This window comes from Agromyces terreus (assembly GCF_009749465.1).
Classification (GTDB): Bacteria; Actinomycetota; Actinomycetes; order Actinomycetales; family Microbacteriaceae; genus Agromyces; species Agromyces terreus.
Window position 1 is genome coordinate 1 of record NZ_WBIS01000002.1, and the last position, 22,706, is coordinate 22,706.

A 22,706-nucleotide genomic window follows, 5' to 3' on the forward strand; every position below is an offset into this window, starting at 1 on the left:
TTCCGCTTCTCCCTGACCGCCGCGGCGACAAGTAAGAATCTACAAGCCCCCACCCCCACCACACAAATCCACCCCACATCCCGGGCGTGTCGCACCAACCCCACCACCACAAAACCCAGACCAACGGGTGAAACGGCCACTTTCGGCCGTGGCGGGTGCCGACCTCAGCGCACGTCGGGCGCGAGCGAGCGGGCCCGACAGAGCAGCCCTCGGAACTCGGTCAGGTCGAGGTCTTCGAGTCGGCTGAAGGTCAGCGCCGCAGCGCCGGCCTTCACGCGGCCGAGGCGAGGCGCCCAGGCGGGCGCGAGATAGCCGCCGTCCTCGGCGGCGTTCACGTACACGCTGAGATGGCGCTGCTGCTCGGCAACGCCCACGAGGAACCAGTCCACCGCCGGCCCGCGGGGGCGTGACTGCGAGATCGCGCCGTAGCCCACGATGCGCTGTTCGGTGCCGCCCCACATGACGCCCTCCCACATGACCCGCTCGAGCCCGGCGAACTCCGCGGCGATGACCGCGTCGAGTTCACGGAGGTCTGCGGCACGCGGGCTGTCGAGTCGCTCGAGGTACTGGTCGACATCCTGATCCGTGCGCTCCATGGCTTCCTCCGTCTCGGTGCGCGCCGGCGGCAGCGCCGTTCGGCTCGCGAATCTAGCACCGGGGGCGTGCGACGTCGGCCGCACGCGCCACCTCGAGAGGAGCTGGGGGGCGGATGTCTCGAGCCTCGGCGTCTTCTGAGTGAGCGCTCATTCATTTACACTTCCCCCATGAGCGAGAAGCCGAGACGGGCGAAGGCACTGAACCGCGAGGAGCGTCGCGCCACGATCATGGACGCCGCGATCCCGCTCCTCGTGCAGTACGGGCGCGACGTGACGAGCAAGCAGCTCGCGAAGGCGGCGGGCGTGGCCGAGGGCACGCTGTACTCGGTGTTCGACGACAAGGACGAGATCATCCACGCCGCGATCCACCGACATGTCGAGGCCACCTCGATGGTGGACGCCCTCCGCGCGATCCCCGAGCGGGCGACGCTCGACGAACTAGTCCGCGAGATCGTGGAGCTCACGCAGCACCGCACGGAGCAGATCTTCGCGCTCGTCGCCATCCTCGGCTTCGACGCCCGCACTCCCGAGCACGCGAAACGCCGGCCTCCCGACAACGAACCCGTCATCCTGGCCATCACCGATGCGCTGCTGCCCCACCGCGACCAGCTCACCGTGCCGCCGCGGCAAGCCGCCCAGTTCATCCGCTACGCGACCTTCTCGATGACGCATCCGCTCATCACCGACGGCGAGATCGTGCCGGCAGCGGAGATCAGCGCCCTGCTGCTCCACGGGTTCGCCGGGCCGGCGCACGGCGGGAGCCCACCGGCATCCGGCGCCCGTCTCCTCGAGGCATCCGCCGACGTACCCGCACTCCAGACATCCGCTCGCTCCGAGAAAGCCGACTGACATGCTCCTGTCCCTGTTGAAGCGCTACGTGAAGCCGTACTGGTGGCTGATCGCAGGCGTCATCGTGTTCCAGCTCGCCCAGTCGATGGCGTCGCTCTACCTGCCGACGTTGAACGCCGACATCATCGACAACGGCGTCGCCACCGGCGACACCGAGTACATCCTCACGACCGGCGCATGGATGCTGCTCATCACGCTCGCCCAGGTCGCCTGCTCCATCACGGCGGTCTGGTTCGGCGCACGGGTCGCCATGTCGGTCGGTCGCGATCTGCGGCGCGGCGTCTTCCGCAAGGTCGGCTCGTTCTCGGAGCGGGAGGTCTCGAAGTTCGGGGCGCCCTCGCTCATCACGCGCACGACGAACGACGTGCAGCAGGTGCAGATGCTCGTGCTCATGACCTCGACCATGCTCGTCTCGGCGCCCATCCTCGCCATCGGCGGCGTGATCATGGCCATGCAGCAGGACCTCGAGCTCTCCTGGCTCATCGCGATCAGCGTCCCGGTGCTGCTCATCGCCGTCGGGCTGATCGTCACCCGCATGGTGCCCCTCTTCCGCGTCATGCAGAAGAAGATCGACCGCGTGAACCTGGTGCTGCGCGAGCAGCTCACCGGCATCCGCGTCATCCGCGCATTCGTGCGCGAGCCCGTCGAGCGTAAGCGGTTCGCGGTCGCGAACGCTGAGATCACGGATGTCGCGACAAGGGCCGGGCGGCTCATGGCGCTGATGTTCCCGGTGGTCATGGCCGTGCTCAACGTCTCGAGCGTCGCCGTGCTGTGGTTCGGGGCGTTCCGCATCGAGGACGGCAACATGCAGGTGGGCACGCTCATGGCGTTCCTGCAGTACCTCATGCAGATCCTCATGGCCGTCATGATGGCGACCTTCATGGCCGTGATGATCCCGCGCGCCTCGGTGAGCGCCGACCGCATCGGCGAGGTGCTCGCGACGGAATCGAGCGTCGTGCCGCCGACCCGCCCCGTCGCGGAGGTCCCGCTGCACGGTGCGATCGAGTTCGACGACGTGAGCTTCGCCTACCCCGGCGCCGAGGCCCCCGTGCTGCGCAATCTCACGTTCCTCACCGAGCCCGGAACGACCACGGCCGTGATCGGCAGCACCGGTGCGGGCAAGACGACGCTCGTGAACCTGCTTCCGCGGCTCTTCGACGCGACCGCGGGCAGCGTCCGCGTCGACGGCGTCGACGTGCGCGAACTCGAGCCGGACGCGCTCTGGGATCGCATCGGGCTCGTGCCCCAGAAGCCGTACCTGTTCTCCGGCACCGTCGCCTCGAACCTGCGCTACGGCAAGCCCGACGCCAACGACGACGAGCTCTGGCACGCGCTCGAGGTCGCACAGGCGCGAGCGTTCGTCGCCGCGATGCCCGGTGGTCTCGACGCGCCGATCGCCCAGGGCGGCACGAACGTCTCGGGCGGACAGCGGCAGCGGCTCGCGATCGCCCGAGCCCTCGTGAAACGACCCGAGATCTACGTGTTCGACGACTCGTTCTCGGCGCTCGACGTCGCGACCGACGGCCGGCTGCGGCGCGCACTGCGAGCGGACATCGGGGACGCCTCGATGTTCGTCGTCGCGCAGCGGGTGTCGAGCATCGTCGACGCCGACCAGATCCTCGTGCTCGAGCACGGCGAGATCATCGCCCGCGGAACCCACGAGGAACTGCTCGCGAACTCCCCCACCTACGAAGAGATCGTCTCCAGCCAGCTCAGCGCCGAGGAGGCCGCAGCATGACCGCCGAACAGCGCAACGACGTCGAGCCCGAGACCGGCTCGATCAGTGCAGCCACCCAGACCGAGATCGCCGCGGAGGCCGAGACGGCACCGACCCCGGCCGTGCAGCCGCGCCGGGGCGGCGGCCCGTTCGGCGGCGGAGCCCAGGCGCCCGTGCAGAAGGCCATGAACTTCGGCCCGTCGGCGAAGCGCCTGATCGGCCGGCTGCGGCCCGAAGCGTGGCCGGTCATCACGGTCACCGTGCTCGCGATCATCGGCGTGGTGTTCAGCGTGCTCGGCCCGAAGCTGCTCGGCGAGGGCACGAACATCATCTTCGAGGGCGTCGTCTCATCGGCGCTCGGCCAGCAGATCCCCGACGGCACGAGCCAGGCCGAGGCCGTCGAGATGCTGCGCGCGGCCGGGCAGGACGACATCGCCAACATGGTCTCGGCCATGAGCGGCTTCAGCGTCGGCGCGGGCATCGACTTCGCCGCGCTCGGCACGGTCCTGCTCGGCGTGCTCGCGCTGTACCTGCTCGCCTCGCTCTTCATGTGGCTGCAGGGATGGGTGCTGAACGGCGCGATCCAGCGCACCGTGTACCGCCTGCGAGAGGACGTCGAGGAGAAGGTCAACCGCCTCCCCCTCAAGTACTTCGACGGCATGCAGCGCGGCGAGGTGCTCTCCCGGGTCACGAACGACATGGACAACGTCTCGCAGAGCCTGCAGCAGACCATGAGCCAGATGCTCACCTCGCTGCTCACGGTGGTCGGCGTGCTCGTGATGATGTTCACGATCTCGCCGCTGCTGGCGCTCGTCGCGCTCGTCACGATCCCGCTCTCGGCGGTCATCACGGTCGTGATCGCCAAGCGGTCGCAGAAGATGTTCGCCGCCCAGTGGAAGCACACGGGTGCGCTCAACGCCCGCATCGAGGAGACCTTCACCGGGCACGCGCTCGTCAAGGTGTTCGGCCGGCAGAAGGAGGTCGACGAGGCCTTCGACGAGAAGAACGACGAGCTCTACACCGCCAGCTTCGGCGCCCAGTTCGTGTCGGGCATCATCATGCCCGCCATGATGTTCGTCGGGAACCTCGTCTACGTCGCGATCGCCGTCGTCGGCGGGCTCATGGTGGCCGGCGGCACGATGCGGCTCGGCGACGTGCAGGCGTTCATCCAGTACTCGCGCCAGTTCACGCAGCCGCTCAGCCAGCTCGGCTCCATGGCGAACCTGCTGCAGTCGGGCGTCGCGAGCGCCGAGCGCATCTTCGAACTCCTCGACGCCGAGGAACAGGACGCCGACCCGCAGACGCCCGCCTCACCGGCATCCGTCGTCGACGGCGGCGACGCCGGCGCACGCCTCGCCTTCGAGGACGTGTCGTTCAGCTACTCGCCCGAGAAGCCGCTCATCGAGCACATGAACCTCGTGGCCGAGCCCGGATCGACGGTTGCGATCGTCGGGCCGACGGGTGCGGGCAAGACGACGCTCGTGAACCTCATCATGCGCTTCTACGACGTCGGCTCGGGGCGCATCACCTTCAACGGCGTGGACATCGCCGACATGACGCGCGACGACCTGCGCTCGCGCACCGGCATGGTGCTGCAGGACACCTGGCTGTTCGGCGGCACGATCCGCGAGAACATCGCCTACGGGCGACCGGATGCCACGGAGGAGGAGATCCTCGCCGCGGCCGTCGCCGCCTACGTCGATCGCTTCGTGCACGCGCTGCCCGACGGGTACGACACCGTGCTCGACGACGAGGCGGGCAACCTCTCGGCCGGCGAGAAGCAGCTCATCACGATCGCCCGCGCGTTCCTCGCGCGGCCGAGCGTGCTGATCCTCGACGAGGCGACCAGCTCGGTCGACACCCGCACCGAGGTGCTCGTGCAGAAGGCCATGGCCGCCCTGCGCGCGGACCGCACGAGCTTCGTGATCGCGCACCGGCTCTCGACGATCCGGGACGCGGACGTGATCCTCGTCATGGAGAACGGCTCGATCGTGGAGCAGGGTTCGCACACCGACCTGCTCGCCGCGAAGGGCGCCTACTACCGTCTGTACAACGCGCAGTTCGAGGCGCCCGTCGACGAGCAGGTCTGACCGGCGGCTGCGTCAGGACGACGGAAGGGGCTGTGCGCGAGCGATCGCGCACAGCCCCTTTGCGGTCTGCGGATGCCGCGGGGTCAGCCCTTCGCCGAGCCGGGATCGGCCTCGGGGTCGGTGCCGGGGTCCTCGGGCGCGGGCTCCTCGGCGGGCGCGGGCCGCTCGATGGGCGCGGGCTCCTCGGCGGGCGCGGGCTCCGCGGGCTCCTCGGGCTCCTCGGCGGGCGCGGGCTCCTCGGCAGTCGCTTGCTCCTCGGCAGGCGCGGGCCCCCCGGCAGGCGCGGGCTCCCCGGCAGTCACGCGCTGCTCGGCCTCCGCGGCGGAAGGCGCGTCCGCACGCTCGGCTCGCTTCGCGGCCCGCCGCTCGCGCCCGCCCTCGACGAGGTTGTAGAGCACGGGCAGCACGACGAGCGTGAGCACGGTCGACGAGAGCAGACCGCCGATGACGACGATCGCGAGCGGCTGCGAGATGAACCCGCCGTGGCCGGTGATGCCGAGCGCCATCGGGACGAGCGCGAAGATCGTCGCGAGGGCCGTCATGAGGATCGGACGCAGACGACGGGAGGCGCCGTGCACGAGGGCGTCGCGCACGTTCATGCCTCGATCGCGGTACTGGTTGACGAGATCGACGAGGACGATCGCGTTCGTCACCACGATGCCGACGAGCATGAGCACGCCGATGAGCGACGGCACCCCGAGCGGGACGCCCGTCGCGACCTGGAGCGCGATGGCCCCGGTCGCGGCGAACGGCACCGACACGAGCAGCAGGAGCGGCTGCAGCAGCGAGCGGAACGTCGCGACCATCACGATGTAGACGATCAGGATCGCGGCCAGCAGCGCGAGCCCGAGCTGCGAGAACGACTCCGCCTGATCGGCCGACACACCGCCGATCTCGGCCGAGGTGCCCGCGGGCAGGTCGACCTCGGCGAGGGCGACGGCCACGTCGGCGTTCGCCGCCGTGAGGTCGTCGCTCGCGGGCGTCGCCGTGACGGTCGCGCTGCGGAGCCCCTGGACCGTGGTGATCGACGTCGGTCCGTCGACCGTCTCGACGGTGGCGAGGGAGTCGAGACGAACGAGGCCGGCCGCGGTCGGGATCTCGAGCGCCTGCAGCTCCTCGATCGTCGTCGGCGGGTTCTCGTCGGCGATGTAGATCGTGAGCGTCTGCTCGTCGACGACGATCGAGCCCTTCGTCTGCGGCGACATCTTGGCCGACACGTAGCCGCCGAGCGCGACCTCGGAGTACCCGGCCTCGGCCGCGGCGTCGCGATCGACCTCGATCGCGATGTACTCGCGGGACTCGCTGAGGTTCGAGCTCACCTGCGTGAGCGAGTCGAAGCCCTCGAACTCGTCGACGACCGCGTCGGTCGCCTTCTGGAGGTCTTCGGCGTTCGAGGCGGAGATGTTCACCGCGATGTCGCTCGAGGCGCCGAACCCGCTCGACGCGGTCAGCGTGACCTCGCCCACATCGCTCAGGCCGTCGAGCTCCTCGCGGACCTCGGCCTGCAGCGCCTCTTGATCGGCGTCCTCGTCGGTCGTGATCGAGTACGTGACGGTCGCGCCGCCGCTGCCGAACAGCGAGGCGAGGCTGCCGCTGCCCGAGCCGATCGACGTCTGGACGGTCTCGACGCCCGAGGTGCCGCGGATCGCGTCCTCGACGGGCTGGGACGCCTCGTCCATCGTGTCGAGGCTCGAGCCGACCGGCAGCTCCTGCGTGACCTGGAACGTGTTCTGACCCGACGAACCGAGGAAGTTCGTCTTCATGAGCGGGACCATCGCGATGGTGCCGCCGAGCACGAGCACCGCGACCATGATCGTGACGACGCTGTGCTTCAGCGTCCAGGCGATGATCGGCAGGTAGCCGCGCTGCAGGCGCGACGGGTGCTCGAGCTCGTCGGGCGCGTCGGCGCCGGTCTCGTCGATGAAGGCGGCGGCCGCGGCATCCGACCCCGGCTCGGTGTCTTCGTCCTTCGCGCGCACCCGCGCGGGCTTCAGGAACCAGTACGCCAACACGGGCACGATCGTCAGCGAGACGAGGAGCGAGGCGAGCAGGGCGATCGTGACGGTCAGCGAGAACGGCCGGAACAGCTCGCCCGTCACGCCCTCGACGAGCGCGATGGGCAGGAACACGGCGACCGTGGTGATGGTCGACGCGGTGATCGCGCCCGCGACCTCGCGAACGGCGTGCACGATCGTCGACGCCTTGTCGACGCCGACGACCAGGTGCCGCTTGATGTTCTCGATGACGACGATCGAGTCGTCGACGACACGGCCGATGGCGATCGTGAGCGCGCCGAGCGTCAGGATGTTGAGCGTGTAGCCCGTGGCCTGGAGCCCGATGAAGGTGATGAGCACCGAGGTCGGGATGGAGATCGCCGTGACGAGCGTCGCGCGCACCGACATCAGGAACAGCAGGATCACGATCACCGCGAACGCGAGCCCGAGCAGGCCCTCGGTCGCGAGCGACTCGATCGACTGCTGGATGTACGGCGCCTGGTCGAAGACCACGGTGAACTCGGCGCCCGGGTTGGTCGAGTCGAGCGACGCCTGCAGGTCGGGCAGGAGCGCGGTGACGGCGTTCGAGACGTCGACCGTGTTGGCCGCCGGCAGCTTCGTGACCTGGATCGTCAGCGCGGGCTCGCCGTTCACACGCGAGATGCTCGTGACGGGGTTCTCGGTGACCTCGACGGATGCCACGTCGCCGATCGTGATCGCGACGGGCACGCTGATCGTGGCGGGCGCCGCGGTCGCGTCGGGCGTCGCGGTGGCGTCGGGGGCGGCCGTGCCGTCGGGGGTCTCGGTGCCGTCGGGGAGCGCGTCGGTCGCGGCATCCGCACCCGGCACGGGCTGCTGCTCGGTCGCGCCGAGCACCGGGAGCGCGGCGAGGTCGTCGACGCCCTCGATGCGGGTGCCCGTCTGCACCGAGTACGTCTTGTCGCCCTCGGTGATGGAGCCGGCGGGGATGAGCACGCCGTTCTGCGCGAGCGCGTCGCCCACGGCCTGGGAGGTGAGCCCGTAGGCGGCGAGCTTCGCGGCGTCGGGCGTGATGGTCACGCGCTGGCCCGTGTCGCCGACGAGGGTCGCGTCGCGGACGCCGTCGACGTCCTTGATCTCGCCGAGGGTCGTGCGGGTGATCTCGTCGGAGAGCGTCGTCGGGTCGTCGGCGCCGGTGACGGCGATCTGCAGCACGGGGAAGTCGTCGAGGCTGAGCGCGAAGACCTGGGGGTCGACGTCGTCGGGCAGCTGGCTCGAGATGCGGTTCACCGACGAGAGCAGCTTCTGCTCCGCGTACGCGAGGTCGGTGCCGTAGGTGAAGCTCGCGGTCACGCGCGAGACGCCCGTCGAGCTGGTGGTCGTGGTGTCCTCGAGCCCGGTGATGCCCTGGATCGCGGTCTCGACGGGCGTCGACACGTCGGTGTTGACGACGTCGGGGGACGCGCCCGGGTAGGCCGTGACGATCATCAGCTGCGGGAACGAGATCGACGGCGCGAGCTCCTGCTTGAGCGAGGTCAGCGAGATTCCGCCGAAGATCGCCACGACGACGGTGACGAGCGCGATCAGCGCACGGTTCTTCATGCTGAGGGCTGCGAGCAGTGACATGCGCTCAATCCTCGCAGGCGACGGGGCGCGATTCGGTCACGGAAGCCTGTGAACTCCTGCGGCACGCCCGCGGATTCCGCCGCGCGGCCCCTAGCCCTGTTCGGGGGACGAGGAGTATCGTGCGAAACGGATGGGGGTGATCCCGTGGGCTCGACGACGAGCACGACCCGGCCGAACGGCCTGCGGCTCGCCCTGCTGGGCGTCGGCGTCTCCGCGGGATGGCTCGCCCTGACCCTCATCACCGGCGGCCAGAGCGCCACGGCCGACGACGGCGACCGGCCCGGCCTGCTCGGCTCGGTCGGCTCCCTGCTCGGCGGCGTCTCGCAGACCACCGACGCGGTCGGCGACGCCCTCGACACGGTCGTCGACGCCGTCGCGGCCCCCGTCGAACGGATCCTCGAACCCGTCACGGCCCCCGTCGCCGAGATCGCGCCCGCGCCGGTCGCCGAGGTCGTCACGGCCGTTCCCGACGTCGTCGGCGAGACCGCGGCCGCGGCGGACTCCGTGGTCGAGGCCGTCGACGGCGCCGTCACCGGCACGGTCGGGACGGTGACCGGGACGGTGACGGATGTCGCGAGCGGCGGCACCGTCGGCGCGATCGTCGATCCCGTGGTCGGCGCCGTCGACCACGCAGCAGGTTCGACGCCGATCGTCGGCGATCTCGTGCGGGGCGTGCTCGGCGAGCGCGGCCTCGGCGGCGTGACATCCCCCGTGACCGGACTCCTCGACGACGTCGTCGGCGGGGTCGTCGGCGCGACCGGGGACCTGCCGGGCGGCATCCTCCCCTCGCTTCCCTCGGTCCCCGAGGTTCCGCTGCTTCCCGGCACGGGCTCGCCCGTCGAACCGGGTTCGTCCGGACCTTCCGGCCCGCAGGTCGAACCCGCGATTCCGGGCCTCCCGCCGTCATCGCCGGCGGGGGACGCGGTTGCGGCCCCGGCCGCTTCCTCGGCCGCCCTTCCGCGCGCCACGCGCCACGCGGCATCCGACGTCCTGACCCGACCCCCGTCCGACGCGCGCTCCTCGGTCGAGCCGCCGCTCGCGGTGCCGACCGCGCCCGACCCGCAGGATCTCGCACCGCCGGGCGGCGATCGCCCGCCGGCCGTGCCCTCGGGTTCCGGCGGCCCGGGCTCGGGCGCCGGTTCGGGCGGCGGGTCCGCCGCGCCCGGTTCCGATGCGGTCGACGCCTCGCTCCTGCTCGATGCCACGGCGTCGCTCGCGCTCTCCTCGGTCGACGACGCGCTGCCGTCCTCGCCCGTGCACGAGACCGACACCACCCCTGACTGACGGGGACCGTTCCGCCGCCCGCGGGCCGTCCATTCGGCGCGCCGGCACGGCGGACACGGTCATCGCCCCACCCGTTGGGGCATCGAAACCCAGTTCAGTCAGGAGAATCATCATGAACCTCAAGCGGTTCGCCATGAGGGCGCTGTACGCGACCCTCGCAACGGGGGGCCTGACGCTCCTCGGCGCCGGCGTCGCGCACGCGTCCGAAACGGGCGGCGACGACGGCATCCTCTCGGGCACGCAGGCGATCGTCTCGATCGCCGTTCCGGTGACGGTCTCGGGCAACGGCATCTCGATCATCGGCGACTCGTCGTCGACGGATGCCGCGACCGAGTCGGCACCGGCACCGGCGGCGGAGCCCGAAGCCGCCACGAGCGGCGACGACTCGCTGCTCGGCGGCCTGCAGGGCCTCGTCGACGTCGCGATCCCCGTGACCGTGGGCGGCAACGCCGTCTCGGTCATCGGCGACAGCGAGTCGACGGATGCCGCGACCGAGTCGGCACCGGCACCGGCGGCGGAGCCCGAAGCCGCCACGAGCGGCGACGACTCGCTGCTCGGCGGCCTGCAGGGCCTCGTCGACGTCGCGATCCCCGTGACCGTGGGCGGCAACGCGATCAGCGTCGTCGGCGACTCGTCGTCGACCGGCGCCGCGAGCACCGTCGGAACGTCGGCACCGACCGGAGCCGAGGGCAGCGCCTCGACCTCGGGCGAGAACGGGATCCTCGGCGGCACGCAGGCCGTCGTCGACGCAGTCGTCCCGGTGACCGTGGGCGGCAACGCCGTCTCGGTCATCGGCGACAGCGAGTCGGCGGATGCCTCGACCCAGGTCGCGGGCGGCTCCGGCTCGAGCGCGGGCGGCGCATCCACGAGCGGCGACGACTCGCTGCTCGGGGGCACGCAGGCGATCGTCGGCGCGGCCGTTCCGGTGACCGTGGGCGGCAACGCCATCTCGGTCATCGGCGACAGCCGGTCGGCGGATGCCTCGACCCAGGTGGCCCCGGAAACCTCGAGCGGTTCCGCCACCACAGGCGGGCTCGGCGGACTGCTCGGGGGAACGCAGCTGCTCCCGTCGCTGTCACTGCCCGTCACGGTCGGGGGCAACGCGATCTCCGTCATCGGGGACAGCACGACGGAGGGGACCTCGACGGTCGTCGACCCGGGAGACCCCGGTGACCCGGGCGACCCCGGCGAGCCCGGCGACCCGGGTGACCCCGGAGACCCCGGCGACCCGGGCGAGCCCGGTGCTCCGGGAACGCCCGGCGAGCCCGGTGACCCCGGCAACGCCGGAACTCCGGTCACCGGCGGAACCGCGACGGTCGCGTCCACGACGGTGACCGGCGTCGCGGGATCGAGCGGAGGCTCGCTGGCCTCCACCGGTGCGGAGACGGGCGTCCTCCCGTTCGCGGGGATGCTCCTCGCGCTCGGCGTGCTGCTCGTCGGCATGCGGCGGTTCGCACTGCGCCGCTGAGTCACGGCGAAGCGGCGGTCCGGGCCCGACGCCCGGTCCGCCGCTTCGGCCTGCCGCCGAGACCCGGCGCGAACCCGTCGGAACGCCGCGCCCGCGCCCGAGGACGCCGACCGCCGGCCGACGCCTCAGACGACCGACGCGAGCAGCTCGGGCTCGGGCTCGCCGAGCGGCGCCCCCGCGAGGGACCGCCACGCTCGCGCGAGCGCCTGCACCGCGGCATCCGTCGCCTCCGGCGTCTGGCAGATCGGAAGCCGCAGGAATCGCTCGAAGGCCCCGTCGATGCCGAACCGCGGGCCGGCCGTGATGATGAGCCCCTCGCGGCGTGCGGCGAGGACGAGCTGCGAGCTGACCGGCGCGCCGAGTCCGGCCCAGGTCACGATGCCGCCGTCGACATGCGGCACCCGCCACTCCGGCAGCAGCTCGGCGACCCGACGCTCGAGCCGGTCGCGACCGGCCCGCAACTGCTCGCGCCGCAGGGCCAGCACGTCGTCGAAACGCTCGAGGGCACGGGCCACGAGCAGCTGCTCGAGGATGGGCGTGCCGAGGTCGCCCGGCGAACGCGCCGCGAGGAGGCGGCGGATGAGCGGGCGCTCGGCCCGGATCCATCCCACCCTGAGCCCGCCCCAGACGGTCTTGCCGACGCTGCCGATGAGCACCGCACGGCCATCGGCGGCCATCGGGGGGAACTCGCCCGGCCGGTCGATGTCGAGTTCGGCGATGGTCTCGTCGGCGATGACGACGGTGCCCTGCCCCGCAGCGGCGTCGAGCACCCTCGCCCGGGACTCGCGGCTCATGGTGCGACCCGTCGGGTTCTGGAAGTCGGGCATGAGGTAGGCGACGACGGGGTTCGCGTGCCGGATGGCCTGGACGATGCCGTCCGCCTCCGCGCGGTCGGCGGCCGCCGCGGTGGCGCCGGACTCGTACGGCACGACCGGCGCGCCGACGAGCCGTGCGCCGGCGCCGCGCAGCGCCTCGTACGCGTGCGGGTAGGTGGGGGTCTCGATGAGGGCGCGGTCGCCGCGCGAGATGAGGGCTCTCGAGACGAGGGCGATCGCGTGCTGGGCGCCGATCGTGACCATGATCTGGTCGGGGGAGGTCGGCAGTCCGCGGACGGCGTAGCGATCGGCGATCGCCTGCCGGAGCGCCGGGATGCCGATGGCGTCGTACCCCGCGTCGCCGAGGTGCCCGGGCAGATCTTCGGCGGCCTGCCGCGCGAGGTCGGGCAGCCACGGCAGCGCGGAGGGCGCGGCCTTGGAGAAGTCGAGGTACTCGGACTCGAGGGGCATCGGGAGCATCACGGGCGCTCCGGGCAGACGGGCGACGCTGCCGGAGCCTCGGACGCTGTGGAGGTGGTCGAACTCGCGCAGACGCCGATACGCGGCCGCGACCGTCGTGCGGCTCAGCCCGAGCCGGTCGGCGAGGTCGCGCTCGGCCGGGAGCCGCGTCTCGACCGGGATGCGGCCGTCGACGATGAGCAGGCGGATGCGGTCGGCGAGCGCTTCGTAGGCGCTGCCGGACCCTCGCCAGTCTCCCAGGAGCACGTCGAGCGCACGGGCGCTGAGGGATCGGTCGGCCATCAGGCCACTTTAGGAGAATTGGATCTATACGGGAAGGCCAATCATCGAATTGGATTGAGCCATGCTTCGCCGCCCATCCTCGTTCCGCGACCCCGCGCCGATCCTCGCGCGCCGCCTTGTGCAGCTCTACCTCGGGCTGCTCCTCTACGGCATCGCGATCGCGCTCATCGTGCGGGGCGAACTCGGCGTCGCCCCGTGGGACGTGCTGACGCAGGGCGTCTCGAAGCAGACCGGCCTGAACTTCGGCCTCGTGACGGTGCTCATCAGCGTCGTCGTGCTGCTGCTCTGGATCCCGATTCGCCAGCGGCCCGGATTCGGCACGATCATGAACGTGCTCCTCGTCGGCCCCGCGGCCGACCTCGGCCTGTGGCTGATCCCGGCGGGACTCGACCTCTGGGCGCGCATCCTCCTCCTGGCGGGCGGCATCGTCGTGCTCGCGATCGCCACCGGCCTCTACATCGGGGCGCACTTCGGCCCGGGCCCGCGTGACGGGCTCATGACCGGCATCCATCGGCGCACCGGATGGCGCATCTGGATCGTGCGCACGAGCATCGAGCTCGTCGTGCTCGGGGCGGGCTGGCTCCTCGGCGGCGACGTCGGCATCGGAACGGTCGCCTTCGCCCTGCTGATCGGCCCGCTCTGCGGATACACCATCCCGCTCTTCGCGATCCGGCGCACCCCCGATCGGACCGCGGATGCCGGCGCCTCCGGCGAGCGCGCCGTCGACGACACGGCGGCCGCGATCCCCTGAGCCCGCGCCGGTCGAGGAGGCCCGCCAGGGCCGTCACGAGACCCCACGCCAGGTCTCGAGACGCTGCGCTCCTCGACCAGCGGGCGGCGCCGGTCGAGGAGGCCCGCCAGGGCCGTCTCGAGACCCCCACGCGCGGTCTCGAGACGCTGCGCTCCTCGACCGGCGGCCCGCGCGCTACAGGTTGCGCTCGGCGTACGCGGTCATCGCGTCCCGCACGAAGCGGGCGCCGTCGACGCCGCCGTAGTTCGCGCCGAAGCGCTCGTCGGCGACGTACATCTCGGCGAGGCCGAGGAAGTACTCCCTGCTGGGGCCCTCGGCGCCGCCGCCCGGGGTTCCGGGGATGCCGCGCAGCCAGTCGAAGTGGCGCTGCGCGAGCGCCTGCGCCTCGTTGCCGGCCGGGTCGACGCCGCGTTCGGACGCGGCGATCCAGTCGGCGCTCAGCTGCGACATCCGCCCCTGCCAGTCCCGCTTCTCGTCGGCGCTCATCGAGCGCCACCACGCGTCGGACCGGGCGTAGGCGTCTACGCCCCAGCGCTGCTCGACCTCCTCCTTGTACTCGGTGTGGTCGAATCCGTCGAACATCTGCTCTGCCATGAGTCGTTCACCTCCTTCCAATGCATCGATGGTGTGCTCGACCGACGCGATCTGCCGCGTCAGCCGGTGCTGCTCCCGGCGCAGCCACTCGAGGTGGCCGCGCAGGGCGTGGGGGGCTCGGTCCTCGCGGTCGAGGACCTCGGCGATCGCCGGGAGGCCGAGCCCGAGCTCGCGCAGCAGCAGGATGCGCTGCAGTCGCACGAGCGAGTCGGCGTCGTAGTGGCGGTAGCCGTTCGACGCGATGCGCGCCGGCGCCAGCAACCCGATGTCGTCGTAGTGACGCAGCGTTCGGCTGGTGGTGCCGGCGAGCTTCGCGATCTCCTGGATCGACCAGTCCACGTCTGCTCCCTTCGGTTCTCGGCCGGGGCGTTCAACCCCACGGATGCCACGGTAGAGGTTGACGTTACGTCAAGGTCAAGCTCGCGGCATCCGCTCGCACGAGACCCGCGGGGTTGCGCGGGGGCGAAACGCGATATATCGTGACATCCACAGACGCGATATATCGCGAACAGGCTTCCGGATGCCGCAGGCATCCGCGCAGAGGAGAAGGAGCAGCCCGTGACCATGGAGAAGTGGGTCATCAACCCCGGAGAGTCGCGTGTCATCGACCTCGAACTCGTCCGCCGCATCAAGGTCGGCCTCATCGGCGGCAAGGTCGACATCATCGCGCACGACGAACCGGGCGCCCGCGTCGAGATCAACGGCGTCACCGGCAAGGACCTGAAGGTCTCCATCGACGGCGACGTGCTCGAGATCGACCACCCGCAGCTCGGCTGGGACAACTTCATCGACGTCTTCAAGGGCTGGGCCGGCTCGGCGAAGGCCGACGTGTCGATCCTCGCGCCCCGTCACGTCGCGATGAAGCTCGGCATGGTCTCGGGCGACGCGCTCGTCTCGGGGTTCACGACCGACGCGAAGCTCAGCACCGTCTCGGGCAGCCTCGTCGTCGACAACCACGAGGGCGACGTCGAGATCTCGAGCGTCTCTGGCGAGATGTCGGTCGGCAACCACTTCGGCGCGATCGACGCGCACTCCGTGTCGGGCGACGTCATCGCCACGGGCGAGATCCGCAGGTTCCGGGCCGACACGGTCGCGGGCGACCTCATCCTCGACGCGCGGGGCACGCCGGGCTCGATCGACACCAACAGCGTCTCGGGCTCGCTGACGGTGCGCTACGACGCGGGCGCGGGCGCGCGGTTCCGCATCAACACCGTCGGCGGCACGGTGCTGCTCGACGACACGCGCATCAAGGGCGTGCTCGGCAAGGGCTTCGAGCGCGTCACCGGCGAACTCGCGGGCGAATGGCTCGACCTCGCGGCCAACAGCGTGTCCGGGTCGATCTCGGTCATGACGCGCGTGCGCACGGGAGCGGCGGATGCCTCCGGCGGGGCCGCGACCGCGACCGACGACGGGGCCGAGACGGCCGGCGCGAGCGACACGAGCGCAGCATGACACCCCCCGTCTTCGCCCACGGCAGTCTCCGCCTGTACCTGCTCGCCCTGCTCGAGGAGCAGTCACGGCACGGCTACGAGCTGATCCAGGCGCTCAGCGAGCGGTTCGGCGGCACGTACACCCCGAGCGCCGGCACCATCTACCCCCGCCTCGCGAAGCTCGAGGAGGAGGGGCTCGTCACCAAGTCGACCGACGGCCGCAAGACCGTCTACGAGATCACCGATGCGGGCCGGGCCGAGCTCGAGGCTCGTCGGCCCGAGCTCGACGGCATCGAGAACGAGGTGACGGACTCGGTCCGACGGCTCGCCGACGGCGTGCGCGCCGAGGTGAACGAGGCGATGCGGTCGTTGCGCGCGGAGCTCGCGAGCGCAGCGCGCGAGGCCAAGCGGTCGGCGACGGATGCCTCGGCGAGCGCGGCCTCGACCGCGGGCGCCGCGGGTTCCGGCGCCGGGTCGGGCGAGCGCGAGCGCATCGACGCCGAGCGCGCGCTGCAGGACGCCGATCTCGCGATCGCCGCGTTCCGCCAGCAGTTGCGCACCGACCTGCGCACGAACCGCGACCGGGTGCGTCCGGCCTCGGTCGTGCTGCTGAAGGCTCGCCTCGCGCAGGTGCGCGAGGACGTGCTCGCGACCCTCGCCGACCGCTGACGGCCGACCGCTGGCGCGCCGCCGATGTCGGCGGCCCGTGCTTCGATGAGGGCATGGCGGATGTCACGCTCGTGCCCTGGTCGGCCGACGACCTCGATCTGCTCCGCCGCGCGAACACGCCCGAGCTGATGGATCAGATGGGCGGCCCCGAGAACGACGAGCAGGTCCTCGCCCGCCATGAGCGGTACCAGCGCTTGTGGCGCGAGGCGACGGGATTCCAGTTCCGCATCGTCGTTCCCGGGCATCCCGAGGGCGTCGGCATCGTCGGCTACTGGCATCGCGAGCACGACGGCGAGCCCGCGTTCGAAGCGGGCTGGTCGGTGGAGGCCGCGTACCGCGGGCGGGGCATCGCGCCCGCGGCCGTGCAGGAGATGTTCGCGGCGGCACGAGCGCGCGGCGACCTGCGCCCGGTGCACGCGTATCCCCGCATCGACAACCCCGCGTCGAACGCGGTGTGCCGCAAGGCGGGGTTCACCCTCGTCGGCCCGGAGGAGTTCGAGATCCGCCCCGGCCTGGTGCTGCACGTGAACGACTGGGTGCACGATCTCTCCGCGCCGACGCCCGGGGCATCCGCACGCTCGGCGTAGTCTCGATCCGTGCGCATCTACCTCGCCGTCGCCCTCGGGGGCCTCGTCGGCACCGGGCTGCGCCTCGCATGGGACCTCACGCTGCCGCACGCCGACGACGAGTTCCCGCTCAGCACCCTCATCGTGAACCTCGTCGGCGCGCTCCTGCTCGGCTGGCTGGTGGGCGGCCTCTGGACGTGGCCGAAGATCCCCTCCTGGATCCGCGCCGGGGTCGGGTCCGGCATGCTCGGCTCGTTCACGACGATGTCGGCCGTGATGGCCGCACTCGCGCTGCTGACGAGCGCCGGCGAAGCGTGGCTCGCCGCGCTGTACCTCGCCGTCTCGGTCGTGGGCGGCCTCGGGCTCGCGGCCGTCGGGCTGCGGGTCGGGTCGCTCATCGCCCACCGTCCGATGCCCGACTCGATCACCGACGCCGGGCAGACACTGTGACCGCGCAACTCGCCCCGGGCGTCGTCATCGCCGTGCTGCTGGCCGGTGGCCTCGGCGCCGTCATCCGCTTCGCCCTCTCCCGGTTGCTGCCCGTGCGTCCCGGGCACCTGCCCGTCGGCATCCTCATCGTCAACGTGGTCGGATCGGGCATCGCCGGCGTCGTCATCGGCCTCGCCGAGCGGGCCGCGGTCGACGCCGACCTGAAGCTCATCCTCGTCACCGGGTTCTGCGGCGGGCTCACGACGTTCAGCACGTGGAGCGTCGAGACCATCGAACTGCTCGACGGCGGGCGCTGGCGGGCCGCGATCCTCAACGTGCTCGTCACCCTCGTGCTCGGCGCCGCGGCCGCCGCCGGAATGTACCTCCTGACCCGCTGAACCCGCGCCGACGGGCCGACTTGACATGGCCCGCAGCAGGAGTAGTGTCATCCGCCGTGACAAATGAGGCGGACTCACCGCCACCCGAACTGAAATCGCCGAAGCACTGGATCATCGGCGACCCGCTCCCGACCGAGAAGCTCGAGGGGCAGCTGCTACCGAAGCATCTCGCGCTCCCCATCTTCGCGAGCGACCCGTTGAGCTCCGTGGCGTACGCGCCGCAGGAGCTGCTCATGATCCTCACGGTCGGCGGGCTCGCGTTCCTGAGCTTCGCCCCGTGGGTGGCCGCCGCCGTCGTCGTCCTGCTCGTGACGGTGGTCGCGTCGTACCGCCAGCTGATCAGGGCCTACCCGTCGGGCGGCGGCGACTACGAGGTCGCGCACCGCAACCTCGGCGAGAAGGCCGGGCTCGTCGTGGCATCCGCCCTGCTCGTCGACTACGTCATGACCGTCGTCGTGTCGGTCGCGTCCGGCGTCGATAACATCATCTCGGCCATCCCCGAGCTCGACCCCTTCCGCGTCGAGCTCGCCGTGCTCTTCGTCGTCATCCTCGCGGGCGTGAACCTCCGGGGCGTGAGCGAATCCTCCAAGGCGTTCGCGGTGCCGACCTACCTCTTCATCGGCAGCGTCTTCGTGATGATCGTCGTCGGCCTCACGCGCACCGTGCTCGGCGACGCCCCGGTGGCCTCGTCGGCGCACTTCGAGGTCGACGCCGAGTCCCTCACGCAGGCGGGCGTCATCCTGCTGCTGCTGCGCTCCTTCGCGAGCGGATGCTCCGCCCTCACCGGCGTCGAGGCCATCGCGAACGGCGTGCCGGCCTTCCGCCGGCCGAAGGTGCGCAACGCGCAGCGAACGCTCGTGCTCATGGGCGGCATCGCCATCCTCCTGTTCGCCGGGCTCACCGCGCTCGCGCTCATCTCGCAGGTGCACTACGCCGAGAACCCGTGCCACCTCATCGGGTGGGAGGAGTGCGCGACCGAACCGCAGTTGAGCCTCATGGCCCAGGTCGCGGGCGCGACGTTCGGCGACTCGAGCATCTTCTTCTACCTGATCCAGACCACGACCGCGCTCGTGCTGCTGCTCGCGGCGAACACGGCGTTCAACGGGTTCCCGCTGCTCGGCTCGGTGCTCGCGCGCGACGGCTACGCGCCGAAGTCGCTCTCGACCCGCGGCGACCGTCTGATCTACTCGAACGGCGTCGTGATCCTCGCGCTCGCGGCATCCGTGATCCTGGTGGTGTTCCAGGCGAACCTCACCGTGCTGATCCAGCTGTACATCATCGGGGTGTTCGTGTCGTTCACGCTCGGGCAGACCGGCATGGTGCGGCACTGGCTGCGCGAACTCTCGAAGGGCCGCCATCCGGTGTCGAGGTCGCAGGCCGCACGGCGCCCGCCCGAGGACGAGCGGGCGATCTCCCGCCCGGCGATGATGCGGGCACTGGTGATCAACGCGATCGGCGCGGGCATGACCGCGGTGGTGCTCATCGTCGTCACGGTGACGAAGTTCACCCACGGCGCCTGGATCGTGTTCGTGATGATGCCGATCCTGTTCACGCTCATGGTCGGCGTGAACCGGTACTACCGCGACGTCGAGCGCGAGATCGAGCCCGATCCGACCACGACGTTCGGGTCGAGCGGCGACCACGCGATCGTGCTCGTCGGACGCATGCAGAAGCCCGTGCTCAAGGCGCTCGACTACGCGATCGCCGCCCGACACGACTCGCTCGAGGCGGTGCACGTCTCGCTCGACGAGGACGCGACGAAGCAGCTGAAGAAGGACTGGGTCAAGCAGAACGTGCACGTGAAGCTGCGCATCCTGTCGTCGCCGTATCGCGACCTCAGCCATCCGCTCATCCAATACATCAAGTCGCGGCGCGAGGAGCACGGCTCGGAGGTCGTCACGGTGTACATGCCGCAGTTCATCGTCGGCCACTGGTGGGAGGGCATCCTCCACAACCACAAGGCCCGGCGCATCCGCCAGAAGCTGATGCTCGTGCACGGCGTGACGGTCGCGCTCGTGCCGTGGCTGCTCGACTCCTCCGACATGATCTACGGCCGCCGGTCGCGCCCGCTTCCCGGGCAGGATCGCCGCGGCGAGCCCGTGCGCGCCGTGCCGCGTCGCCAGGTCGACGAGCGCCCGACGACGGGTCGGCGCCGGCCGTAGCCGAAGCCGTCCGTGGGCCGGATGCCGCGTGGGTCGCGGTGCCGGACGCCGCGTGGCCGCCCTCGGCGACCGGATGCCGCGAGCGGGCGAGCGCTCAGAGCATCGCCATGATCTGGCGGGCGATCATGCGCCCGGCCCGGCTGGCCCCGATCGTGGACGCCTGCGGCCCGTACCCCGCGAGGAAGATGCGCGGGTCGTTCCAGGACGCTCCCTGTCCGACGGTCACGCCACCGGCCTTCTCGCGGAGGCGCAACGGCGACAGGTGCCGGAGCTCGGGCCGGAACCCGGTGGCCCAGATGATCGCGTCGGCGGGCACCTCGTCTGCGGGCGACTCGCCGTGCGCGTCCCAGATCACCCGGTCGGCGGCGATGCGGTCGAACATGGGCCGCGCCACGAGCAGCCCGCGTTCGATGCCGGCGGCGATGCGACGGCTCTTCGGCACGCCGGTGCCGCTCACGATCGACGGCAGGGCGCGCCCCGAACGGGCGGCCTCGTCTTGCATGGCGACCGCGGCCGACGCACCCTCGAGGTCGAGCTCCTGCCGGTCGAGCCAGTCGATCGGGCGGCGGGAGACCCAGGTGAGCCCGGCGGCGACCCCCTCGAGCTCGAGCATGAAGCCGATGGCCGAGGTGCCGCCGCCGACCACGACCACGTTCTTGCCGCGGAAGTCCTCGGCCTCGGCGAAGTCGGAGGTGTGCACGTGGCGGCCGGCGAAGTCGGCCATGCCCGGGTAGTAGGGCACGAACGGCGAACCCCAGGTGCCGGTCGCGTTCACCAGGAACTGTGCGGCGATCTCGTGGCGGGGGGCCTTGGGCTCGGGGGGCTCCTGGAACGACTTGCGCCGTCGGCCGAAGAATCCGCGCGCCTGCTGCTCCTCGATCGGCTGGGGGCTCAGGTCGTCGTAGCGGACGAGCAGGTCGGGGCCCTCGTTCGTCACCGAGCGCACGTCCATCGGGCGCCGGACGCGCAACTCGTACTGCCGCTCGAACCGGCCGTAGTAGTCGGCGACGACCTCGCGCGCGGGCAGGGTGCGATCGGCGGTGTCGAAGCTCAGCCCGAGCTCGGACATGCCCGGCAGGTCGTTGACCCGGTGCGCCGTGCCGAGCCGCAGCGACGACCAGCGGTGCTGCCACGCGCCGCCGGGGCCGGGGGCCCGGTCGAGCATGACGAAATCCTCGCCGGCCACGAGCTCGAACCGGCGCAGGTAGTACGCGACGGAGAGTCCTGCCTGGCCTGCGCCGATGACCACGATCTTCACGCGTTCAGGGCTCGACATCACCCGCCCATCGAACCACGTCCGGCTGTGCGCACGCCCAATTCCGTGCGGGTTCCGACACCGGTGCGGGGCAGCATCGGGACCGTGCACGCGGTGCTAAACTGGCGGCCGGACGAAATTCTCAGTTATCCAGAAGCGCCGGGTGAAGATCATTCCATCCGGCCAGACGTCGTAAGGGGGTCACGCATGGGGCGCGGCCGTCAGAAAGCCAAGCACACCAAGGTCGCTCGGGAGCTGAAGTACTTCAGTCCCAACACCGACTACACGGCGCTTGAGCGCGAACTCACGAGTTCGAATGACCACGATTACTCCGAAGAGGCTTCGAAGTGGGCAGAGTACGCCGACGACGAAGACGACAGCTACGTCTCCGACGAAGAGCCGCACGAACAACACGAACAGCGGGCCTGAGCACCGCAGCTTCGTCGCACCGCAGCATCGTCGCGGTCGTCAGTCGGCGCGGATCCACCCGGCCGCGTGCTCGACGAACGACTCGAGTTCGCGCAGCGTCGAGTTCGGCGTGATCGCACGCAGGACGATCTCGTCGGGAGCGCGCTCGCCGTCGACGCCCGCGGGTTCGCGGAGGTAGGCGGCGAGCCCTTCGGCGTCGTCGATCGTCGCGTCGATCGCCTCGAACCCGAGGCGGGCGAAGTTCGCCGCGTACGACGGGAACGAGCCGTACTTCGACGCCTCGGTCTCGAGCTGCGCGCGGGCCGCCGGCTCGATGATCGTGCGGATGTAGAGCACGCCGCGCACCCCGCTTCGGAGGGCGGCCGCCGCGTCGGCGTCGAGCTCGCGCATCGCGATGCCCGCGGCATCGGGCGTGAGCCAGTTCAGCAGGACGCCGTCGGACTCCTCGGCCGCCATGCGCCGCATGCGGGGACCGAGCGCGCCGACGACGATCTCGGCGGAGGTGCGCTCCCGCAGCGCCCGCACCGCGTCGCGCACGAGGCCGAGGGGCTTCGCCGCGGCGCCGGAGCCGATGCCGAGCGACGTGCGCGCGGGCGGGAGGCCCGAGAGGTCGAGCGATGCCGCAGGGCGCCGGTCGACCGGGATCACGCCCGTCGCGAGCCGCAGCGACCCCGTGACCTCGGCGGTCGCGCGCAGACCCGTGAGCGAGTCGCCGCCCGGGACGTCGTTGAGCCACAGCGCACCGAACCCGAGTTGCTCGACGCGCGGAGCGAGCCGGCGGAGCACGTCGGCCGGGGTGGTGCCCATCAGCCCGATGGAGACGGTCGGCGTCATGGCGGACCT

The 22,706-nt window shown here is 71.2% G+C and carries 20 protein-coding genes; 14 read left to right on the top strand and 6 right to left on the bottom strand.

What is annotated here, in order from left to right:
- Nucleotides 1-164: 164 nt before the first annotated feature.
- Nucleotides 165-596, bottom strand: a complete 432-nt coding sequence (locus tag GQQ92_RS05165) for a DUF1801 domain-containing protein (RefSeq protein ID WP_156998188.1) — start codon at nucleotides 594-596, stop codon at nucleotides 165-167.
- Between GQQ92_RS05165 and GQQ92_RS05170 the strand changes: the two genes are divergently transcribed.
- From GQQ92_RS05170 to GQQ92_RS05185, 4 genes are read left to right on the top strand one after another with little or no spacing between them, the layout of a single operon-like run.
- A complete protein-coding gene (locus tag GQQ92_RS05170; protein WP_156998189.1) occupies nucleotides 595-735 on the top strand; it encodes a hypothetical protein in 141 nt (46 codons plus the stop codon). The genes GQQ92_RS05165 and GQQ92_RS05170 overlap by 2 nt on opposite strands.
- 29 nt (nucleotides 736-764) lie before the next feature.
- A complete protein-coding gene (locus GQQ92_RS05175) occupies nucleotides 765-1,445 on the top strand; it encodes a TetR/AcrR family transcriptional regulator (protein ID WP_156998190.1) in 681 nt (226 codons plus the stop codon).
- 1 nt (nucleotide 1,446) lies between these two features.
- A complete protein-coding gene (locus GQQ92_RS05180; RefSeq protein WP_156998191.1) occupies nucleotides 1,447-3,183 on the top strand; it encodes an ABC transporter ATP-binding protein in 1,737 nt (578 codons plus the stop codon).
- Nucleotides 3,180-5,252, top strand: coding sequence for an ABC transporter ATP-binding protein (locus GQQ92_RS05185; protein ID WP_156998192.1), 2,073 nt, complete (start codon nucleotides 3,180-3,182; stop codon nucleotides 5,250-5,252). Before GQQ92_RS05180 ends, GQQ92_RS05185 begins: the two co-directional genes overlap by 4 nt.
- Before the next feature lie 83 nt (nucleotides 5,253-5,335).
- On the opposite strand, the gene GQQ92_RS05190 is transcribed toward GQQ92_RS05185, so the two are convergent.
- Nucleotides 5,336-8,851: an efflux RND transporter permease subunit gene (locus GQQ92_RS05190; RefSeq protein ID WP_156998193.1), complete on the bottom strand. Its 3,516-nt coding sequence runs from the start codon at nucleotides 8,849-8,851 to the stop codon at nucleotides 5,336-5,338.
- Between the two features lie 144 nt (nucleotides 8,852-8,995).
- Here GQQ92_RS05190 and GQQ92_RS16765 point away from each other — a divergent pair, with 144 nt between their 5' ends.
- Nucleotides 8,996-10,135 carry a hypothetical protein gene (locus GQQ92_RS16765; RefSeq protein WP_156998194.1) on the top strand — a complete coding sequence of 380 codons (1,140 nt, stop codon included), beginning with the start codon at nucleotides 8,996-8,998 and terminating at the stop codon, nucleotides 10,133-10,135.
- A gap of 112 nt (nucleotides 10,136-10,247) precedes the next feature.
- Nucleotides 10,248-11,603 (top strand): hypothetical protein, encoded by a 1,356-nt coding sequence (locus tag GQQ92_RS16770; RefSeq protein ID WP_156998195.1) that lies wholly within the window; start codon nucleotides 10,248-10,250, stop codon nucleotides 11,601-11,603.
- 125 nt (nucleotides 11,604-11,728) lie between these two features.
- Here the strand turns inward: GQQ92_RS16770 and yczR are convergent, their stop codons facing one another.
- On the bottom strand, nucleotides 11,729-13,180 hold the full coding sequence (gene yczR / locus GQQ92_RS05205; protein ID WP_156998196.1) for a MocR-like transcription factor YczR: 1,452 nt from the start codon (nucleotides 13,178-13,180) through the stop codon (nucleotides 11,729-11,731).
- 61 nt (nucleotides 13,181-13,241) lie between these two features.
- Between yczR and yczE the strand changes: the two genes are divergently transcribed.
- Nucleotides 13,242-13,931, top strand: coding sequence for a membrane protein YczE (gene yczE / locus GQQ92_RS05210; protein WP_232057520.1), 690 nt, complete (start codon nucleotides 13,242-13,244; stop codon nucleotides 13,929-13,931).
- Between the two features lie 174 nt (nucleotides 13,932-14,105).
- Here the strand turns inward: yczE and GQQ92_RS05215 are convergent, their stop codons facing one another.
- The gene (locus tag GQQ92_RS05215; RefSeq protein WP_156998197.1) at nucleotides 14,106-14,864 is read right to left on the bottom strand and encodes a MerR family transcriptional regulator; all 759 of its coding nucleotides are present in this window, start codon (nucleotides 14,862-14,864) and stop codon (nucleotides 14,106-14,108) included.
- Nucleotides 14,865-15,089: 225 nt separating this feature from the next.
- Between GQQ92_RS05215 and GQQ92_RS05220 the strand changes: the two genes are divergently transcribed.
- The 6 genes from GQQ92_RS05220 to GQQ92_RS05245 are packed head-to-tail and all read left to right on the top strand — an operon-like array spanning nucleotide 15,090 to nucleotide 20,179.
- Entirely contained in the window at nucleotides 15,090-15,977 is an 888-nt protein-coding gene (locus tag GQQ92_RS05220) for a DUF4097 family beta strand repeat-containing protein (protein WP_232057578.1), read from the top strand.
- Nucleotides 15,974-16,624, top strand: coding sequence for a PadR family transcriptional regulator (locus tag GQQ92_RS05225; protein WP_156998199.1), 651 nt, complete (start codon nucleotides 15,974-15,976; stop codon nucleotides 16,622-16,624). The genes GQQ92_RS05220 and GQQ92_RS05225 overlap by 4 nt, the downstream gene beginning before the upstream one ends.
- Nucleotides 16,625-16,677: 53 nt before the next feature.
- Complete coding sequence (locus tag GQQ92_RS05230) at nucleotides 16,678-17,211, top strand: GNAT family N-acetyltransferase (protein ID WP_156998200.1); 534 nt, start codon at nucleotides 16,678-16,680, stop codon at nucleotides 17,209-17,211.
- 9 nt (nucleotides 17,212-17,220) lie between these two features.
- Nucleotides 17,221-17,640, top strand: coding sequence for a fluoride efflux transporter FluC (locus GQQ92_RS05235; RefSeq protein ID WP_156998201.1), 420 nt, complete (start codon nucleotides 17,221-17,223; stop codon nucleotides 17,638-17,640).
- Nucleotides 17,637-18,017, top strand: coding sequence for a fluoride efflux transporter CrcB (gene crcB, locus GQQ92_RS05240; RefSeq protein ID WP_156998202.1), 381 nt, complete (start codon nucleotides 17,637-17,639; stop codon nucleotides 18,015-18,017). Before GQQ92_RS05235 ends, crcB begins: the two co-directional genes overlap by 4 nt.
- Before the next feature lie 56 nt (nucleotides 18,018-18,073).
- Nucleotides 18,074-20,179 carry an APC family permease gene (locus GQQ92_RS05245; protein ID WP_232057521.1) on the top strand — a complete coding sequence of 702 codons (2,106 nt, stop codon included), beginning with the start codon at nucleotides 18,074-18,076 and terminating at the stop codon, nucleotides 20,177-20,179.
- A gap of 94 nt (nucleotides 20,180-20,273) precedes the next feature.
- On the opposite strand, the gene GQQ92_RS05250 is transcribed toward GQQ92_RS05245, so the two are convergent.
- Nucleotides 20,274-21,455, bottom strand: coding sequence for an NAD(P)-binding domain-containing protein (locus GQQ92_RS05250; RefSeq protein WP_156998203.1), 1,182 nt, complete (start codon nucleotides 21,453-21,455; stop codon nucleotides 20,274-20,276).
- Nucleotides 21,456-21,539: 84 nt separating this feature from the next.
- Between GQQ92_RS05250 and GQQ92_RS05255 the strand changes: the two genes are divergently transcribed.
- Entirely contained in the window at nucleotides 21,540-21,863 is a 324-nt protein-coding gene (locus GQQ92_RS05255; RefSeq protein WP_372493378.1) for a DUF3073 domain-containing protein, read from the top strand.
- 39 nt (nucleotides 21,864-21,902) lie between these two features.
- On the opposite strand, the gene GQQ92_RS05260 is transcribed toward GQQ92_RS05255, so the two are convergent.
- Nucleotides 21,903-22,697 carry an LLM class flavin-dependent oxidoreductase gene (locus GQQ92_RS05260; RefSeq protein WP_156998204.1) on the bottom strand — a complete coding sequence of 265 codons (795 nt, stop codon included), beginning with the start codon at nucleotides 22,695-22,697 and terminating at the stop codon, nucleotides 21,903-21,905.
- Nucleotides 22,698-22,706 lie beyond the last annotated feature (9 nt).

Excerpts from the sequence above, each read along its gene's own strand:
- GQQ92_RS05170 (WP_156998189.1), top strand. The coding sequence starts at position 595 with ATGGCTTCCTCCGTCTCGGTGCGCGCCGGCGGCAGCGCCGTTCGGCTC.
- GQQ92_RS05165 (WP_156998188.1), bottom strand. The coding sequence starts at position 596 with ATGGAGCGCACGGATCAGGATGTCGACCAGTACCTCGAGCGACTCGAC.
- GQQ92_RS05175 (WP_156998190.1), top strand. The coding sequence starts at position 765 with ATGAGCGAGAAGCCGAGACGGGCGAAGGCACTGAACCGCGAGGAGCGT.
- GQQ92_RS05180 (WP_156998191.1), top strand. The coding sequence starts at position 1,447 with ATGCTCCTGTCCCTGTTGAAGCGCTACGTGAAGCCGTACTGGTGGCTG.
- GQQ92_RS05185 (WP_156998192.1), top strand. The coding sequence starts at position 3,180 with ATGACCGCCGAACAGCGCAACGACGTCGAGCCCGAGACCGGCTCGATC.
- GQQ92_RS05190 (WP_156998193.1), bottom strand. The coding sequence starts at position 8,851 with ATGTCACTGCTCGCAGCCCTCAGCATGAAGAACCGTGCGCTGATCGCG.
- GQQ92_RS16770 (WP_156998195.1), top strand. The coding sequence starts at position 10,248 with ATGAACCTCAAGCGGTTCGCCATGAGGGCGCTGTACGCGACCCTCGCA.
- yczR (WP_156998196.1), bottom strand. The coding sequence starts at position 13,180 with ATGGCCGACCGATCCCTCAGCGCCCGTGCGCTCGACGTGCTCCTGGGA.
- yczE (WP_232057520.1), top strand. The coding sequence starts at position 13,242 with ATGCTTCGCCGCCCATCCTCGTTCCGCGACCCCGCGCCGATCCTCGCG.
- GQQ92_RS05220 (WP_232057578.1), top strand. The coding sequence starts at position 15,090 with ATGGAGAAGTGGGTCATCAACCCCGGAGAGTCGCGTGTCATCGACCTC.
- GQQ92_RS05225 (WP_156998199.1), top strand. The coding sequence starts at position 15,974 with ATGACACCCCCCGTCTTCGCCCACGGCAGTCTCCGCCTGTACCTGCTC.
- GQQ92_RS05230 (WP_156998200.1), top strand. The coding sequence starts at position 16,678 with ATGGCGGATGTCACGCTCGTGCCCTGGTCGGCCGACGACCTCGATCTG.
- GQQ92_RS05250 (WP_156998203.1), bottom strand. The coding sequence starts at position 21,455 with ATGTCGAGCCCTGAACGCGTGAAGATCGTGGTCATCGGCGCAGGCCAG.
- GQQ92_RS05260 (WP_156998204.1), bottom strand. The coding sequence starts at position 22,697 with ATGACGCCGACCGTCTCCATCGGGCTGATGGGCACCACCCCGGCCGAC.